This window comes from Streptomyces sp. NPDC048361 (assembly GCF_040651795.1).
Lineage (GTDB): Bacteria > Actinomycetota > Actinomycetes > Streptomycetales > Streptomycetaceae > Streptomyces.
On record NZ_JBEZKW010000036.1, the window covers coordinates 37,666 to 52,362 of the forward strand.

Annotated in this window: 12 protein-coding genes; 5 read left to right on the plus strand and 7 right to left on the minus strand. The window is 70.1% G+C overall.

Annotation, left to right across the window (positions count from 1 at the left end; translation table 11 throughout):
• Nucleotides 1-229: 229 nt before the first annotated feature.
• The 3 genes from AB0D31_RS21210 to AB0D31_RS21220 all read right to left on the minus strand — a co-directional run bounded on the left by AB0D31_RS21210 (nt 230) and on the right by AB0D31_RS21220 (nt 2,171).
• The gene (locus AB0D31_RS21210) at nt 230-1,156 is read right to left on the minus strand and encodes a hypothetical protein (protein ID WP_362725233.1); all 927 of its coding nucleotides are present in this window, start codon (nt 1,154-1,156) and stop codon (nt 230-232) included.
• Nucleotides 1,157-1,239: 83 nt separating this feature from the next.
• Nucleotides 1,240-1,599: a hypothetical protein gene (locus AB0D31_RS21215; RefSeq protein ID WP_362725236.1), complete on the minus strand. Its 360-nt coding sequence runs from the start codon at nt 1,597-1,599 to the stop codon at nt 1,240-1,242.
• A 128-nt stretch (nt 1,600-1,727) separates the two neighbouring features.
• Entirely contained in the window at nt 1,728-2,171 is a 444-nt protein-coding gene (locus AB0D31_RS21220) for a MarR family transcriptional regulator (protein ID WP_362725239.1), read from the minus strand.
• Nucleotides 2,172-2,420: 249 nt separating this feature from the next.
• On the opposite strand from AB0D31_RS21220, the gene eno reads away from it, so the two are divergent.
• The 4 genes from eno to AB0D31_RS21240 all read left to right on the plus strand — a co-directional run bounded on the left by eno (nt 2,421) and on the right by AB0D31_RS21240 (nt 6,457).
• Nucleotides 2,421-3,782 carry a phosphopyruvate hydratase gene (gene eno, locus AB0D31_RS21225; RefSeq protein ID WP_362725242.1) on the plus strand — a complete coding sequence of 454 codons (1,362 nt, stop codon included), beginning with the start codon at nt 2,421-2,423 and terminating at the stop codon, nt 3,780-3,782.
• 335 nt (nt 3,783-4,117) lie between these two features.
• The gene (locus tag AB0D31_RS21230) at nt 4,118-4,924 is read left to right on the plus strand and encodes a DUF4190 domain-containing protein (RefSeq protein WP_362725245.1); all 807 of its coding nucleotides are present in this window, start codon (nt 4,118-4,120) and stop codon (nt 4,922-4,924) included.
• A gap of 174 nt (nt 4,925-5,098) precedes the next feature.
• Nucleotides 5,099-5,554, plus strand: a complete 456-nt coding sequence (locus tag AB0D31_RS21235; RefSeq protein ID WP_362725248.1) for a hemerythrin domain-containing protein — start codon at nt 5,099-5,101, stop codon at nt 5,552-5,554.
• A gap of 222 nt (nt 5,555-5,776) precedes the next feature.
• A complete protein-coding gene (locus AB0D31_RS21240; protein ID WP_362725251.1) occupies nt 5,777-6,457 on the plus strand; it encodes a GntR family transcriptional regulator in 681 nt (226 codons plus the stop codon).
• Nucleotides 6,458-6,787: 330 nt separating this feature from the next.
• Here AB0D31_RS21240 and AB0D31_RS21245 read toward each other — a convergent pair whose 3' ends face one another.
• The 4 genes from AB0D31_RS21245 to AB0D31_RS21260 form a co-directional block, all read right to left on the minus strand.
• Complete coding sequence (locus AB0D31_RS21245; protein ID WP_362725254.1) at nt 6,788-8,194, minus strand: OFA family MFS transporter; 1,407 nt, start codon at nt 8,192-8,194, stop codon at nt 6,788-6,790.
• A gap of 68 nt (nt 8,195-8,262) precedes the next feature.
• On the minus strand, nt 8,263-10,407 hold the full coding sequence (locus AB0D31_RS21250) for an acetate--CoA ligase family protein (RefSeq protein WP_362725257.1): 2,145 nt from the start codon (nt 10,405-10,407) through the stop codon (nt 8,263-8,265).
• 3 nt (nt 10,408-10,410) lie between these two features.
• The gene (gene frc, locus AB0D31_RS21255; protein WP_362725260.1) at nt 10,411-11,667 is read right to left on the minus strand and encodes a formyl-CoA transferase; all 1,257 of its coding nucleotides are present in this window, start codon (nt 11,665-11,667) and stop codon (nt 10,411-10,413) included.
• 11 nt (nt 11,668-11,678) lie between these two features.
• Nucleotides 11,679-13,373: a thiamine pyrophosphate-binding protein gene (locus AB0D31_RS21260; RefSeq protein ID WP_362725262.1), complete on the minus strand. Its 1,695-nt coding sequence runs from the start codon at nt 13,371-13,373 to the stop codon at nt 11,679-11,681.
• Nucleotides 13,374-13,556: 183 nt separating this feature from the next.
• On the opposite strand from AB0D31_RS21260, the gene sucC reads away from it, so the two are divergent.
• Nucleotides 13,557-14,696, plus strand: coding sequence for an ADP-forming succinate--CoA ligase subunit beta (sucC, locus tag AB0D31_RS21265; protein ID WP_362725264.1), 1,140 nt, complete (start codon nt 13,557-13,559; stop codon nt 14,694-14,696).
• The last annotated feature ends 1 nt before the right edge of the window (nt 14,697 follow it).

The following is a 14,697-nucleotide window of genomic DNA, read 5'->3' on the forward strand; positions in this document are numbered from 1 at the left end:
CACGGGAAAAGGGGCAGGGGGGCAGGCGGGTACGGCATGGGCGTCCCAGCGTGAGCGTCCCGGCGGGGGCGGCCGCGCGTGGGAGCGGACTTGGCGCGCCGATGCGCCCGCGTGGGCGTACGGGTGGCGCGGGATCGCGGTTTAAGCGCCGGTGCGCCCGCTTGGGCGTACGGGGAGAGGGTTTACGCGCCGAGGCGCCCGCGTGGGCGTACGGGAGGGGGTGGCGGCGTCAACCCACCAACCGTTTACGCCAGTTCAACGGGGTGACCTCGATCGCCTGTCCGGGGTCGCCGTCCCACTCCACCGCGAGGCCACACCGCTCCAGCGCGGCCACGGTCTCCCGGCCGACGGACGCGGTGGTCCCCTCGGAACCGTCGAACCCCCCGTACATCAGCGTCAGACCGTGCCCGGCGGCGGCAGCCTCCGTCGACTGGGAGTGGAAGTAGACGAAGCCGCGGGCATCCGGCGAGCCCGCCCCGCCGATCTCCGCCTGGCCGCACGAGCGGCAACAGGTGAAGTGCTCCCGCGCGGTGAGGCCGGCCGACTCCAGAGCGGCGAACGCGCGCGTCAGCCGCTCGGGGTCGGTCTCCTCGCTCTCCTCGTCCCACCCAGCCTGCTCCGCCACCCGCTCCAGCCACATGCGGTCGGCCAACTGCTGTGCCTGCTCACGTGATACGGGCCTGAGGTCGCCCGACACCAGGTAGTCCTCGGCCAGTTCGGCGAGCTCGGCCCGGGTCGCGTAACCCGCCACGAGCACCTCGCGCAGCCGGGTCTCAAGGAGGCGCCGGTCTTCCTCGTTCAGCTCCAACGGGGGTACAGGGGACGGGACTTCGAAATCGAGGCGCTCCCAGTCCAGGCCGGCATTCCAGTCGGGTGTCGCGCGGGCCCAGCCGGTCATGGCCGTTATCACCGGCTCCGCCGCGTCGAGGACGACCCGGAAGTGCCGGTCGGCCGCTCCGTCCCGGTACTCCAGCGTGTACGCGCCCCCTGCCTCATGCCACACCTGAAGGAAGACGTCGGGCAGGTCGGGTATCCGCTGCACCACCAGGAACCTGTCGTCCTCGCCTCCGATACGGCGGACGAGCCCGGCGAGCGCCTCGGCGGTGACCCGGCTGTGCCGGCGCCCCTTCTCCGTATCCACTGCAATCGCAAGCATGGCGTTCACTCTCGCACGGCCGGGCGCGGCAGGTGGCGGGCGCCTCGGACGGCCGTGGGCCGTGGCGGCGGGCACGTTCGCGCTCAGGGTCTGCACATGGCACGCAGGGCAGCCTCCACGCTGTCACCCCCACTGCTGTTGAACGCGATCGCGGCCCCCGGCGCGTACCGGCGGACCAAATGGACGATCAGTTCGAAGAGCGTGAGCAGGGGCTCGGGCTTGCGGATGCCGCCGCCTATCACCACGACGTCCCAGGCCCGCTTGGACAAGGCGGCGGACACTGTGGCCTCGGCCGTCCCGTCCAGCGCGATCAGCGTCATGGCCGCGTCGATGCCGTGGGCGCCGAAGCGGTCGAGTTCGCCGTCCAGGGCGGCGCGCAGAGCGTTCCCGTCCAGGCCGGGGACGGTATGCGGATCGATGCCAAGAACGAGAACGGTAGCCATGCCCTGTACGACGATCGGTTCTGGGCGCCGGTTCCGGCGGGCGGCGGCGCGCGGCGGTGGGCCGGTGAGAGCGACCCGCGCTCCGTCGAGCCCGGAGAGCCCCGGCATTGGCCGGAGTGCTTCTCGGGTCAGGGCTGCCCGACCAGGCCCTGACGTGCGGCAAGCCGCTCCATCAGGGTCACGCTGCGTGCGAGCAACTCCCTTTCCTCCTGCGAGAGTTCACGCTCGATGGCGAGGGTCAGCCAGCCGGCCCTGCGGCCGCGCTCGGCTTCCAGCGCGGCCCGGCCGGCGTCGGACAGTTCGAGCAGCGACTTGCGGCCGTCCGTCGGGTGGGCCCTGCGGGTGACCAGGCCCTGGTCGAGGAGGATGCCGACCGCACGGGCCATCGACTGCGGGCGTACCCGCTGATCCGCCGCGAGGTCGCTGGTGGTCATGGCGCCGTCGCGGTCGAGGACGCCGAGCACAGCTACCTGCCCGTGCGGGATCCGGTCCTCGTGCTTGACGCGTCGGGTGAGCTTGCCCATCGCGGTACGCAGTTCAGCGGCGACGGTGGCGGCTTCCAGGGTGGGCATGGGGCACTTTACCCCGGAAACGCCGGTACGCAGTTGTGCTGCACAGCGGCACTGCACAGGGCCACTGCACAGACCAACTGCACAGCTTCACTGTGCAGGCCCCCTGCACAGGACAACTGAACAGGCCCACTGTGCAGGGCGGCTGTGCAGCAGAACTGAACAGTCATGCTGTAGAGTCCACTGACGTCGGGCCGAGCGCCAGCGTCGTCGCAGCCAGGGTCCGGCAGGTGACAAAGGGAAGGAACTCCCATGCGCACACCGACAGTTGAGGCGAACGCCATCTGCGGCGTCACCGCACGCGCCGTGCTCGACAGCCGCGGCAACCCGACCGTCGAGGTCGATGTCGTCCTCGCCGGCGGATCCCGAGGCCGCGCCGCTGTCCCCTCCGGTGCCTCCACCGGAGCTCGCGAAGCCGTGGAGCTGCGCGACGGCGACGCCCGGCGCTGGCACGGCAAAGGTGTCGACCGCGCCGTGGCCCATGTGAAGGGCGAGATCGCGGACGCCGTCACCGGGCGCGACGCCGACGACCAGGCAGGTCTCGACGCCACGCTCGTGGCGCTCGACGGCACGCCCGCCAAGGCGCGGCTCGGTGCGAACGCCCTGCTCGGGGTCTCCCTCGCCACGGCGAAGGCCGCCGCCGCCTCGCATCGGCAGCCGCTGTACCGCTACCTCGGCGGGGCCGACGCTCGCGTCCTTCCGGTGCCGATGATGAACATCGTCAACGGCGGCGCGCACGCCGACAACCCGCTGGACTTCCAGGAGTTCATGATCTCGCCGGTGGGGGCGGCGACCTTCGCGGAGGCCGTTCGGATGGGCTCCGAGGTCTTCCACACGCTCCGCCGCGACCTCTTGGCCGCCGGCCACTCCACGGGTGTCGGCGACGAGGGCGGCTTCGCGCCCGCGCTGCGTACGGCCGAGGAAGCGCTCGACTTCGTCATGGCCGCCATCGAGCGGTCCGGATACCGGCCGGGCGCGGACATCGGCCTCGTCATGGACCCGGCGTCGTCGGAGTTCTACCGGGACGGTGCGTATGTGTACGCGGGGGAGGGGGTCCGGCGCACCACCGCCGAACAGATCGACTACCTGGCCCGGTTGATCGACGCGTACCCGATCGTCTCGGTCGAGGACCCCATGGCCGAGGACGACCTGGACGGGTGGCGCGAGCTGACCTCACGGGTCGGCGACCGGTGCCAGCTGACCGGCGACGACGTGTTCTGCACCAACGAGGCGCTGGTACGGGAGGGCATCCGTACCGGCGTGGCGAACGCGGTCCTGGTCAAGGTCAACCAGATCGGGACGCTGACCGAGGCGCTCGGGACGGTGGGGGCCGCGCGGCGGGCCGGGTGGGCGGTGGTCATGTCCCACCGGTCCGGCGAAACCGAGGACACGACCATCGCGGATCTGGCCGTCGCCACGGGGTGCGGACAGATCAAGACCGGGTCGCTGTCCAGGTCGGACCGCACGGCCAAGTACAACCAACTGATCCGGATTGAGGAGGAGTTGGGGGATTCGGCGGTGTATGGGAGCGGTGGCGTCCCCGCCGTCTCCGCCGTCTCTTCCGGGGCCGCCGCGTTCGAGGGGTCGCCGGCACCCGTCGCGCCTCTGGGGTGAGGGCGGGCCGTCGGGGGTGTCGGGGGTGGTGCGTGCCGGGTGGGGTCTTGGTAAAGGCAACGTAAAGGGCGCTGTTACTGTGGTGCGCATATCGCACCGCAGAAGGATTTCGCATGACAGCGCCCGTTGATTCCCCCGAGCCGCAGCCCGAACGGCAGCCGCAGTCGCAGGCGCAGTCAGGGCCGCCGCCGCAGCCGGAACAGCAGCCGCAGCCGCCGTCAGCGCCGCAGTCGGAACAGCAGTCGCAGCCGCAGTGGGGCCCGCCGGCCGGCTCCCCGGAACCGTCTCACGCGGGCCATGCCGGTCACGCGGGTCCTACCGGTCACCCGGGCCACATGGGCCAGTTGGGGGCGCCCTGGACGCCGGCGCCGCCCCTGCCCAGAAACGGCCTCGGCACGGCGGCCATGGTCCTGGGCTCGATCAGCACCTTCGTCGCCTTCCTGCCCTTCCTGTTCTGGATCGCCTGGGTGCTCGGCATCCTCGCCGTCATATTCGGCCTGACAGGCCTCGGCAACGTCCGCAAGGGCCTTGCCACCAACAAGAGTTCGGCGCTCGCCGGAACCATCCTCGGCGGCGCATCCATCCTGCTCGCCGTGGTGGGCCTGATCGTCACCGGCGCCATGATCCGGTCGGCCGTGGACCGGGTCGACGACTACGACAGCTCCTCGGTCACCCAGCTCCCCGACGACCCGGAGACCCCCTGGGACGAGGAGCCGCTGGGCACGGAACTGCTCGACCCCGCGTCCGTGACGTTCGGTCAGAGCCACGAGTACGTGGACGGGGTGATCGTCACGGTCGCCGAGCCCAGCGAGTTCACCCTCACCGGAACCTACGTACCCCCCGGACTGCACGAGGGCGACCGGACGTTCCACGTCGACCTCACGATCGTCAACGACTCCAACGACTCGCTCAACCTCGACTTCGCCCAGCCTCATGTGAAGGACGCCGCCGGCAACGAAGTCAGCATGTTGTTGTACGCCAAGGCCGGCTACAAGCCGTTCCGGGGGACCCTGGCACCGGGCGAACGGGCCACCGCCCAGTACTCCTACCCCGTGTCGCCCGAGGCCGCCACGAAGCTCCAGGTGGAGGTCCACCCCGGGCTGCTCCACGACCACGCCGAGTGGAGCGGACCCGTCGGCTAGGTCCGAGGCGCGACCCTGGCCACCCCGCGACCCGGGTGGAGCTGGGGGCGGCCGGCCGCTCGGCCGCCCGGTGGCCCCGGCTGTTCCCCGCGATCCCGGCGGTCCAGGGAACACCTCCGCACCCCGGGCGGTGTCTCCCGGGTGCCCGCGACACCAGCCCGTACAAATGGCCTCATGTGCCACTACTGCGGATGCCGCGACATCCCCCTCATCAAGGAATTCATCGCCGAACACGAACGCGTCACCGATGCGGCAGGCGACGCGCGACGGGCGCTCGCCGAAGGGCGCACGGCGCGGGCGAGGGAACTCGTCGCCTTCATGGCGCAGGAGCTGGAATCCCACTGGCGCGGCGAGGAGAACGGTCTGTTCGCCGTGATGCGAGAGGACCCCGAATACGTGGAGTACATCGACGCCCTGGTGGGCGAGCACCGGGACCACAGCGCACGGCTGCCCGCCCTCGATCTGGAAACGGCCGAGGGGCGTGCCGAGTTCGACCGGATGGTCACGGAACTCCACCACCACATCAGCCGCGAGGAGGACGGCCTGTTCCCGGCTTCCCTGACGGCACTGTCGGGCGAGGAGTGGAACCGCTCGTTCGCCGCCTGGAGCCAGGCCCACCCGGACCGGTGAGCGGACGCCGCGCGGGGCGGCGCCGGTTCCGGTGGGAGGCCCGCGGCGCATCCCGGCCAAATCCACGCCGTACGCGGTCGTATCAGGACCGGGTGCTGTCCAGGCGTTGCGCTCGGTAGACTGTAGACGATAACCAATCCTTATAGCGGTGCCTGGTCGGGGCCGCTCGGCCTCGGTCGGCCTCGGTCGGGGCCAGGTGCGTGTGGCGTAGGAGGGGAAGCGATGTTGTCCGCAGGACTGCCGCAGGGAACCGTGCCCAAACTGGAGCGGCCGGGGCCCTTGCGTGAGCGTGTGTACGAGGCGCTTCTGGAGCTGATCACCACCCGGGCGCTGCGTCCGGGGCAGCATTTGGTGGAGAGCGAACTCGCCGGTCACCTCGGGGTGTCCCGGCAGCCGGTGCGCGAGGCGCTCCAGCGGCTCAACACCGAGGGCTGGGTCGACCTCCGCCCCGCGCAGGGTGCGTTCGTGCACGAGCCGACCGAGGAGGAGGCCGACCAACTGCTCTCGGTGCGTACGCTCCTGGAGGCCGAAGCGGCGCGCCTCGCCGCCGCCAACTCCGGCTCGGCCGGGATCGCCGCCCTGGAGAAGCTGTGCGCCCGGGGCGAGCAGGCGGTCGCGGACGACGACGTGGATCTCGCGGTGGCGACCAACGCCGCGTTCCACGCCAAGGTCATGGAGCTCGCCGGCAACCTGGTCCTCGCCGAGCTGGCCGGGCAGGTCGACCGGCGGGTGCGCTGGTACTACACGCCGGTGGCGCGTCAACGCGGCAAGCAGTCCTGGATCGAGCACCGGGATCTGATCGCCGCGATCTCGGCGCGCGACGAGCGGCGGGCCACCGAGGTCATGCGCGCCCACACCGAACACACCCGCACCACTTACCACGACCGCCCCGAGCGCGGCTGACCGACGCGTGCCCCGGGCTCGGCCAACCCGCGAGCGGGCGCCGTTGCCGGCGAGGAAGAGCGCCACCCCGCCCGCGAGAGCGACACCGCCGAACAGGCCCCAGTCGAGGGGGAGTTCACCGGAGCCGACGCCGATGGAGATCACGGACTCGCCGAGCGCGATGATGAGCAGCAGCCCAGCAGTGATGTCGTACGGGTATGCGGCCGACACCCTAACCGGGCAGCGCGAAGCCGCCCCGGCCTGTCTCAGCTCCGGGGCGGCCGCACGTGAAGGGGGTCTCCGTACAGGGGCCCGGGTAGGTGGGCCCGGGTAAGTGGGCCTGTGAGGGGCCTACACCACCTCCCGGCTGATGGGCTGCGGGTTGGCCGCGATGTCCCGCACCCGGGTCCGGCCGGGCTGGCGCAGCAGGAGGGCTATGCAGCCGGCCACCATGGAGATGCCGCCCGCGAGGCCGTAGGCGCCGTCGTAGCCCCACGCGTCGACGACCATCGAGCCGAGCCCGCCGCCGAACAGGCCGCTCACCAGCTTGCCGCTGTAGACCAGGCCGTAGTTGGAGGCGTTGTAGTTCTCGCCGAAGTAGTCCGGGGTGAGGGCCGCGAACATCGGGTAGAAGGCGCCGCCGCCGAAGCCGGAGAGGAAGGCGAAGAACAGGAACAACCACTCGCTGTGCAGGTGGCCCGCCCAGATCACGCCGAACTGTGCGAGACCGAGCACCACGATGACGAACACCAGGGTCACCTTGCGGCCCCACAGGTCGGACAGCCAGCCCACGACCGCCCGGCCGATGCCGTTGATGACCGCCATGACGCCCATGGAGGAGGCGGCGACCAAGGGGCCGAAGCCCACCTCCTTCGCGTAGTCCACCTGGAAGGAGATGCCGAAGATGGACACACCCGCCGTCAGCACGATGGTGATCCACATCAGTGGCAGCATGCCCGTCCTGATGGCCTCCTTCGGGGTGTACTGCTTGGCCGCGGGAGGGTTCTTCGCGAGGCTCGCCGCGCTCTTGGCATTGCCGGAGAAGTTCAACGGGTCGATCTCCGAGGGCCACCAGTTCTTCGGCGGATCCTTGAAGAACCAGGCGCAGACCCCCACCACGATCAGCACATAGACGCCGATGAGGTCGAGCACCTCATGGTAATTCCCGGTGTCGAAGGCGTAGTTGAAGATGAAGATGAACGGCAGTGAGCCATAGGCGAAGCCCCCGTTGACGAAGCCCGTCTTGGCGCCGCGCCGTTCCGGGAACCACTTGCCCACCATGTTGATGCAGGTCGCGTAGATGAGGCCGGAGCCCACACCGCCCACGACACCGAAGCCGAGGATCGCCGCGAAGACGTCGTCCAAGTGGGAGAGTGCGAAGAAGCCCACCAGACACAGACCCGAGCCGATGTACATGGCCCGCCGCGCGGTGAGGATGCCCTTCTCCCGCATCCAGCCCGCCGGGAAGGCGATGCCCGCCTGGAAGAACACCCAGACGCTCAGGATCCAGAAGGTGTTGCTCTGCGTCCAGCCGTGGGCCTGGGAGAGGGTGTCCTCGGCGGAACCGTAGGCGTACTCGGACACGCTGATCGCCATCATCGCGACCCACGGCAGGTACACCATCAACTTGCGGCTGTGGCCCAGCAGATCGCGGTCGCTCTCACCGACCCGATACACGCGGCCCTTGCTGTCCGTGACCTCCCGGTACGCGACTGATGCCGCGTGCCGGGGGTCGCCGGACCTGGAACTGTCGCTCATAGTCGTCCCCTTGGCGTCGAAAGAACCTGGCCAGCGCCCCCTGTCCAAACTCTTCGTGCGGCGAAGGCCTAGGTGAGCAGCCCCGCGGCCCGTGCCCAGCGGTACTTCGCACCGAGCACCGCGACCGGCTTCTCGGTGGTATAGGGGTAGGCGACGACGCCGCGTTCGAAGAGGTACGCACAGGCCTGCTCGACCTCGGTGTCACCGGCGAGCGAGGCCACCACCGGCTTCTCGATGCCGCGCGCCCGGAACTCCTCGACCACCCGCGCCGTCAGCTCCGCGAAGACCATCGGCGGGGTGACGATGGTGTGCCAGTAGCCGAGGACGAGCGCGTGGATGCGCGGATCCTCCATGCCGAGCCGGATCGTCGCCTCGTACGTGGCCGGCGGCTCGCCGCCCGTGATGTCGATCGGGTTGCCCGCGGCCCCGAACGGCGGGATGAACGCCTTGAACGCGGTGTCCAAGTCCGGTGGAATCTCCATCAGTTGGAGTCCGTTGTCGATGATCGCGTCGGACAGGAGCACCCCGGATCCGCCCGCGCCCGTGATGATGACGACGTTGTCGCCCCGGGGGGCCGGCAGTACCGGCAGGGCCCGCGCGTACTCCAGCATCTCGTTGAGGCCGGGCGCCCTGATCACCCCCGCCTGGCGCAGGATGTCGTCGTACACCGCGTCGTCGCCGGCCAGCGCCCCCGTGTGCGAGCCCGCCGCCTTGGCGCCCGCGCTGGTCCGCCCGGCTTTGAGGACCACGATCGGCTTCTTCGGTACGGTCGCGCGTGCCGCCTCGACGAAGGCCCGGCCGTCCTTGAGATCCTCCAAGTGCATGGCGACACACTGGGTGTTGGGGTCCTCGCCGAACCAGGTCAGCAGGTCGTCCTCGTCGAGGTCCGACTTGTTGCCGAGCCCCACGATCGCCGAGACCCCGGTCCTGGTGGAACGCGCGAAGCCCAGGATCGCCATGCCGATGCCACCGGACTGACTGGTCAGGGCGACCGGCCCCTTCACGTCGTACGGTGTGCAGAACGTGGCGCACACATCGTGCCAAGTCGAGTAGTAGCCATAGATGTTGGGTCCGAGAACCCGTACCCCGTGCCGCTCGGCGATGGCCACGATCTCGTCCTGGAGGGCCTCCTCCCCGGTCTCGGCGAAGCCGGACGGGATGAGCACCGCGTTCGGAATGCCCTTGCGGCCCACCTCCTCCAACGCCGACGCCACGAACCGGGCGGGAATCGCGAAGACCGCCACATCCACCTCACCGGGAACGTCCGTGACACTCTTGTACGCCTTGCGGCCCTGAATGTCATCCGCGCGGGGGTTCACCGGATGGATCTCCCCGGAGAACCCTCCGTCGACGAGGTTGCGCATGACCGAATTGCCTATCTTGCCCTGCTCGTTGGAGGCTCCGATCACCGCGATGGACCGCGGCTGCATCAGCCGGCGCATCGAGCGCAGGATCTCCTCGCGGCTGTACTTGCGGCGCTCCTTGGCCACCTCGGTGCTCAGCAGAATGCGGATGTCGGCGGCGACCGCGCCCTCGGGTGTGGCGATCACCGGGTTGAGGTCGACCTCCGTGATCTCCGGGAAGTCCGTGACCAGACGGGAGACCCGGCGGATCTGTTCCGCGAGCGCCCACCGGTCCACGGCCGGGCCGCCGCGCACCCCGCGCAGGATCTCCGCCGCCTTGATCGAGTCGAGCATGGACATCGCCTCGTCGCCGGTGACCGGAGCCAGCCGGAAGGTGATGTCCTTGAGCACCTCCACCAGGACCCCGCCGAGACCGAACGCCACGACCTTGCCGAAAGTGGGGTCGGTGACCGCCCCGACGATCACCTCCTGCCCCGGCGGCAGGAGCTGCTGCACCTGTACCCCGTCGATGCGGGCGTCGGGCGCGTAGGCCCGGGCGTTCTCGATGATCCGGTGGAAGGCGGCCCGCACCTCGGCCGCGCCCTCCACCCCGACCACCACACCGCCCGCGTCGGTCTTGTGCAGGATGTCCGGTGAGACGATCTTCAGTACGGACTTGCCGCCGAGCCGCGCCGCGTGCGCCACCGCCTCGTCGACATCCCGCGCGAGCGCCTCGCCGGGCACCGTGATCCCGTACGCGTCGGCGATCGTCTTGCCCTCGGGCGCGGTGAGCGCGGTGCGCCCCTCGGCCCGGACAGCCGCGAGCAGCGCCCGCACCGCCTCGCGGTCCTGTGCCTCGATATTGACCATCGCTCAGATCACCCCGTCCGTCTTGAGCAGCCGCAATTCCTCGTCGCCCAGGCCGAGTTCGCCGATGTACACCTCCGCGTTGTGCTCGCCGAGCAGCGGCGAGGTGACCATGTCGACGGGGGAGTCGGAGAGCTTCAGGGGGGAACCGACGGTGGTGAACCGGCCGCGTTCGGGGTGGTCGACCTCGACGACCATCTCGTTGGCGGCGAGCGACGCGTCCTCCATGATCTCCTTGGTGGAGAGGATCGGGCCGCAGGGGATGTTGTGCGCGTTCAGCCGCTCCAGCACCTCCCATTTGGGCAGGGTCGAGGACCACTCCTCGATGAGCTGGAACATCTTGCCGAGCTTGGGGAGCCGCGCCGCGGGCGTCGACCACTCCGGGTCGGTGGCGAGTTCGGGACGGCCGATCAGCTCGGTCACCGGCTTCCACCCGACGGGCTGCACGATCACATACACGTAGTCGTTGGGCCCGCCCGGCGCGCACTTCACGGCCCAGCCGGGCTGACCGCCACCGGAGGCATTACCGGAACGGGGCACCTCGTCGCCGAAGTCCTCGTTGGGATACTCCGCCAACGGCCCGTGTTCCAGGCGCTGTTGGTCACGCAGCTTGACCCGGCACAGATTGAGCACCGCGTGCTGCATCGCGACCTGGACCCGCTGGCCGCGCCCGGTGGACTCACGCTGGTAGAGCGCGGCGAGGATGCCGGCCACCGCGTGGATGCCCGTCCCCGAGTCACCGATCTGCGCGCCGGTCGCGAGCGGCGGCCCCTCCTCGAACCCGGTGGTGGCCATCGACCCGCCCATGGCCTGCGCGACGACCTCGTACGCCTTGAAGTTGGTGTACGGGCCGTCGCCGAAGCCCTTGATGGAGGCGTACACGATCCTGGGGTTGATCTCCTGGATGCGCTCCCAGGTGAACCCCATCCGGTCGACCGCGCCGGGCCCGAAGTTCTCGACCATGACGTCCGAGCGGCGGATGAGCTCGGTGAGGATCTCCTTGCCGCGCTCGGTCTTGGTGTTGAGGGTGATGCTCCGCTTGTTGCAGTTGAGCATCGTGAAATAGAGGGAGTCGACGTCGGGCAGATCGCGCAGCTGCCCCCGGGTGATGTCACCGGTGGGTGCTTCGAGTTTGACGACGTCGGCGCCGAGCCAGCCGAGGAGCTGGGTGGCCGACGGCCCGGACTGGACGTGGGTCATGTCGAGGACACGTACGCCTGAGAGCGCTTTCACGGAGCCGGCGGCCCCGGGTTCCCTGGTCATGTGGGGCTCCTCTACTTGTACATGGTCTGGTTCATGGTTCCGGGGGCGTACGCGTCGGGATCGACCCATACGTTGATCAGCGAGGGCTTGCCCGACTCGCGGGCGCGGCGCAGGGCGGGCGCGATGTCGGCGGGGTCGCGGACCTCCTCGCCGTAACCGCCCAGAAGCTGCGCGAACTTGTCGTAGTGGACGTCGCCGAGGGTGTTGCCGACCCGCTCCCGCTCCAGGCCGTACTTCTGCGCCTGGCCGTAACGGATCTGGTTCATCGAGGAGTTGTTGCCGACGATCCCGACGAACGGCAGGTTGTAGCGCACCAGCGTCTCGAAGTCCCAGCCGGTCAGCGAGAACGCCCCGTCGCCGAAGAGCGCCACCACCTCCTTGTCCGGCCGCGCCTGCTTGGCGGCGAGCACGAACGGGATGCCGACGCCGAGCGTGCCGAGCGGCCCCGGGTCCATCCAGTGGCCCGGCGACTTCGGCTGGACGACCTGCCCGGAGAACGTGACGATGTCGCCGCCGTCCCCGACGTAGATGGAGTCCTCGGTGAGGAACTCGTTGATCTCGCTGACGAGCCGGTAGGGGTGGATGGGCGACGCGTCCGACTTCAGATGCGGCAGCCGCTTCTCGATCGCGGTCTGCTCGGCGGTGCGCAGCTCCTCCAGCCACGCCTTGCGCTTGACGGCGCCCCCGTTGAGCCGCCCGGACGCGGCTTCGGTGACGGACTTCAGGATCAGCCCCGGGTCGCCGACGATCCCGAGGTCGATGTCCCGGTTCTTGCCGACGGTGCGGTAGTCGAGGTCGATCTGCACGACGGTCGCGTTCGGGGAGAGCCGCTTGCCGTACCCCATGCGGAAGTCGAAGGGGGTGCCCACGATGACGATGAGGTCGGCGTTGGCGAACGCGTACCGGCGCGAGAGCTGGAAGTGGTGCGGGTCGCCGGGCGGCAGGGTGCCGCGCCCGGCGCCGTTCATGTACGCGGGCACGTTCAGGGTGCGTACGAGCTCGACGGCGTCGTCGGTGGCGCGGCTCGTCCATACCTGGCTGCCCAGCAGAACGGCCGGCTTCTCGGCGTGCACCAGCAGATCGGCGAGCTTCTCGACCGCCTCGGGGTCGCCGGGGCTGCGGGTGGAGGCCCGGTAGCGGCCGGCCGCCGGGATGCGCGCCCTGTCGAGGGGCACCTTGGCGTCGAGTACGTCGCGCGGGATCTCCAGGAAGGACGGCCCCGGCGCGCCGTTGAAACACTCGCGGAACGCCATCGACACCATGTCGGCGGCGCGCGCGGTGTCCGGCACGGTCGCCGCGAACTTGGTGATCGGCGTCATCATGTCGACATGGGGGAGGTCCTGGAGCGACCCCATCTTGTGCTGGCTGTGCGCGCCCTGACCGCCGATGAGCAGCATCGGGGACTCGGCGCGGAACGCGTTGGCCACCCCGGTGACGGCGTCGGTGGTGCCGGGCCCGGCGGTGACCACGGCGCAGCCGGGCTTGCCGGTGATGCGGGCGTAGCCATCGGCCGCGTGGGCGGCGACCTGCTCGTGCCGTACGTCGACGACCTCGATCCCCTCGTCCACGCAGCCGTCATAGATGTCGATGATGTGGCCGCCGCAGAGGGTGTAGATGACATCGACGCCTTCCGCCTTGAGCGCCTTGGCGACGAGATGTCCGCCCGAGATCAGATCCTGCCCGGTGTCGTCGGAGCCGTGAGCCATGGCGAAGTCCGTCCCTTCGTAGGGGAGTTGAGGTGCGCCTTCGGTGCTGCCCGGCAGGGGCAGGGGGCGTCCTCGATGGATTGCATACAGTCGACGAATACTGTATGAACCTTGTTATCCCTCATGCGGTGGCGTGGTGTCCAGGGGGCGTACGGCACTTTCACACTCAGTCAGGAGCCGGCAGTGGATCTGTACGAGCACGAGGCAAGGCACCTGTTCAAGGACCACGGAGTGGCGGTCCCCGACGCGGCGGTCGCCGCATCCCCACGCGAGGCCCGGGCGGCCGCCGAGGCGCTCGGCGGCCGGGTCGTCGTCAAGGCGCAGGTGAAGACCGGCGGCAGGGGAAAGGCGGGCGGGGTCAAACTCGCCGCCAACCCGGCGGCCGCGGAGTTGACGGCCCGCCAGATGCTCGGCATGGACATCAAGGGCCATACCGTCCGCACCGTGATGCTGGCCCAACCCGTCGACATCGAGGACGAGTTCTACGTCTCGTACGTCCTGGACCGCGCGGCCGGGACCTTCCTCGCGATCGCGTCCGCCGAGGGTGGCATGGAGATCGAGGAGGTCGCGGCGGGGCGCCCGGAGGCCGTCGCCCGGATTCCCGTCGACCCCGGGCAGGGCGTGGACGAGGCGAAGGCGGCCGAGATCGCGGCGGCAGCCGGACTCCCGCCCGAGACGGCCCCCGTCCTGACCGGGCTGTGGCAGGTACTGGTGCGCGAGGACGCCGTCCTCGTGGAGGTCAACCCCCTGGTCCGTACCCGCGACGGCCGGCTCCTAGCACTCGACGGCAAGGTCACCCTCGACGACAACGCCCGCTTCCGGCACGCCCGTTGGGCGGCACCGGACGAGGCCGGCGTCGATGGCGACCCGCTGGAGGCGGTCGCGGCGGCCAAGGGCCTCACCTACGTCAAACTCGACGGCGAGGTCGGTGTCATCGGCAACGGCGCGGGCCTGGTCATGTCGACGCTGGACGTGGTCGCCGGCTGCGGAGCGCGACCCGCCAACTTCCTCGACATCGGAGGAGGCGCGTCCGCCCAGGTCATGGCGGACGGCCTCACAGTCATCCTCTCCGACCCCGCCGTGAGATCCGTGTTCGTGAACGTCTTCGGCGGGATCACCGCCTGCGACGCGGTGGCCCACGGCATCGTCCAGGCCCTGGAAACCGTCCACTTGACCCGACCGCTCGTCGTCCGGCTCGACGGGAACAACGCCACCGAGGGCCGGGCCGTCCTGGCCGCCCACGCACACCCCCTGGTCGAACAGGCCACCACCATGGACGGCGCCGCCCGGCGCGCCGCCGACCTCGCCCAGCAGGGAGCCTGAC